The organism is uncultured Jannaschia sp. (genome assembly GCF_947494055.1).
Lineage (GTDB): Bacteria > Pseudomonadota > Alphaproteobacteria > Rhodobacterales > Rhodobacteraceae > Jannaschia.
Map to the genome: position 1 here is coordinate 1 of NZ_CANLTR010000112.1, position 2,531 is coordinate 2,531.

Here is a 2,531-nt window from a genome sequence, read left to right on the forward strand (position 1 = left end):
GGCGCATCCGGGGCTCCGCCCTTTGACGCCCCGAACAGTCCACCGGACTGTCCGCCGTCCTTCGGACGGTCCGGGCGCATCCGGGGCTCCGCCCTTTGACGCCCCGAACAGTCCACCGGACTGTCCGCCGTCCTTCGGACGGTCCGGGCGTCAAACCTGCATGATCTCGGCCTGCTTCTCCTCCAGCGCGCGATCGACCTTCTTGATGTAGGCATCGGTCATTTCCTGCACCTCGCCCTCCCACATCTTCGCCTCGTCCTCGGCCAGCCCGTCGGCCCGCTTGATCCTGTCCATCCCGTCGCGGCGGATGTTGCGGACGCTCACGCGGGCATGCTCGGCGTATTGCCCGGCCACCTTGGTCAGGTCGCGCCGCCGCTCCTCGTTGAGTTCCGGGATCGGCAGCATGATGATCGTCCCGTTGAGCTGCGGATTGATGCCGAGCCCGCTCTCGCGGATCGCCTTCTCCACCTTGCCCACGAGGCTCTTGTCCCAGACGTTGACCGTCACCATCCGCGGCTCGGGCACGTTCACGGTGCCGACCTGATTGATCGGGGTCGGGCTGCCATAGGCGTCGACCATCACGGGCTCCAGCATCGAGGCGGAGGCGCGGCCGGTCCGCAGCGACGCGAATTCGTTTCGCAGATTCGTCATCGCGCCGTCCATGCGCCGCTGCATGTCGTCGGTGTCGATTTCGAAATCGTCGGCCATTCTGTCACCCTGCCCTTCTGTTCGGGGGCGCTATACCGGCCTTTGGCCCGGCATGCCAGTTCCCCGGACGCGCTTCGGTCGCGCGGGCCGGGACGAAGTTTCCGCTACCGGAGTCCCCTTTCATCGCCCTTGGGACTTCCCCGGACGCTCTCCCGCGCGCTACCATTCGTGCGGTAACCAGTAAGGAGTCCTTTTCCATGGCCATACTATCGACGGACAATGCCGGTCGCGTCTTTCGCACCGATCTCGCGGACGGCGCCACGGTCCGGCTCGCCGACTACGCGCTGACCTTCACCGACATCGCGGTCACGCCGAAGGGCGACGTCTTCGCGGTCACCTATAGCGGCCTCTACGAGCTCGACCTCGAGCGGGAGACCTACACCTACCTGCGCGGCCTCGGCGGCAGCGCGAACGGCCTCGCCTCCGACGCCAACGGCAACCTCTATGTCAGCTACAACAGCTACGGCTCGGATATCGACGTCCTGTCCTCCACGACCTACGCGCTCAAGAAGACGATCGGGATACCGGACGGAAACCCGAGCGCGGGCGACGTCCATGTCGTGGGCAGGACGCTCTACTACAGCACGACGTCGAACGAGCTCCTGACCGTGAACCTGAAGACCGGCCGGGTCACGGACGAGGTCTATCACGGCATCTCCAGCCTCTACGGCCTGCAATACGAGGAGGGGGAGCTGTTCGGACTGGCCGGCAACGACGTCTACGTGATCGAGCCGCGGAGCGGGCGCGCGGAGTTCGTCTACGAATTGCCGATCTCCTACTCGATCTACGGCGCGGCCACCTTGGGCGGAGTCCGCATCGACGGAACGCGGCGGGACGACGTGCTCGTCGCCGATGCCAACGGATCGCGCATGTTCGGGCGCGACGGCGGCGACATGCTGCTCGGCTCCGACCGCGCCGACGTCCTGAAGGGCGAGAGCGGCCGCGACTACCTCTTCGGCGACGGCGGCCACGACCGGATCGACGGCGGGCGGGGCCGCGACCTGATCGACGGCGGCGCCGGCAAGGACGTGCTTTTCGGGGGGCGCGGCGCCGACGTCTTCGTCTTCGAGAAGGGCGACGGGCGCGACCGCATCCGCGACTTCGAGGACGACCGCGACACGATCGAGATCTCCGCCGCGCTGATCCGGGGCAAGGCCGCCATCGGCAACCTGCTCGACCGCCACGGCGAGGATCTCGGCCGCGACGTCGCGCTCGATTTCGGCCGGCACGGTCGGGTCGTGATCGAGGATGTCGCCGATCTGAAGGATCTGCGCGACGACATCCTGATCTTCTGATTCCGCGGCGGCGAGAGGGGCGGCGCGAGGGGCTTGGCCGAGATGGTCTCGGATACGTCGTTTGGTGGGTTCTAGGTTCGTCGGAAGCGCGCCGGTTCGTCGAGAACCGTGATCCGTAGCGTGGACGTCCGTGTGTGCCTTGAATGGATAGACCCAAGGCACCGCCAGCCTGAACAAGCTGCCGCGGATCGGTCCGCTACAGCAAGAACTCGGGCCATGCTCGCTCGGTCAAGCTATCGGGGCTCCGCCCGCTCGGTGGCGAGACGCGCCACTGGCGCGTTTCCGGGTCGCCTCCTCGCCCCTCCGGGCGCGCCTCCCTGCGGGCCAGGGCCGAACTCGCGTTCGTCCCGTTCGGCGCTGAGGGCCGTCCACCGGACGCCCCTCCGGGCGCGCCTCCCTGCGGGTCAGGGCCGAACTCGCGTTCGTCCCGTTCGGCGCTGAAGGCCGTCCTCCGGACGCCCCTCCGGGCGCGCCTCCCTGCGGGCCGGGGCCGAACTCGCGTTCGACCCGTTCGGCGCTGAGGGCCGT

2 protein-coding genes are annotated in these 2,531 nt (G+C 68.0%); one reads left to right on the top strand and one right to left on the bottom strand.

Features of this window, described 5'->3' with window-relative positions; all coding sequences use genetic code 11:
* Positions 1 to 150: 150 nt before the first annotated feature.
* Positions 151 to 708 carry a ribosome recycling factor gene (gene frr, locus Q1A87_RS23270; RefSeq protein ID WP_299657179.1) on the bottom strand — a complete coding sequence of 186 codons (558 nt, stop codon included), beginning with the start codon at positions 706 to 708 and terminating at the stop codon, positions 151 to 153.
* Between the two features lie 197 nt (positions 709 to 905).
* Between frr and Q1A87_RS23275 the strand changes: the two genes are divergently transcribed.
* Positions 906 to 2,003, top strand: a complete 1,098-nt coding sequence (locus Q1A87_RS23275) for a hypothetical protein (protein ID WP_299657182.1) — start codon at positions 906 to 908, stop codon at positions 2,001 to 2,003.
* Positions 2,004 to 2,531 lie beyond the last annotated feature (528 nt).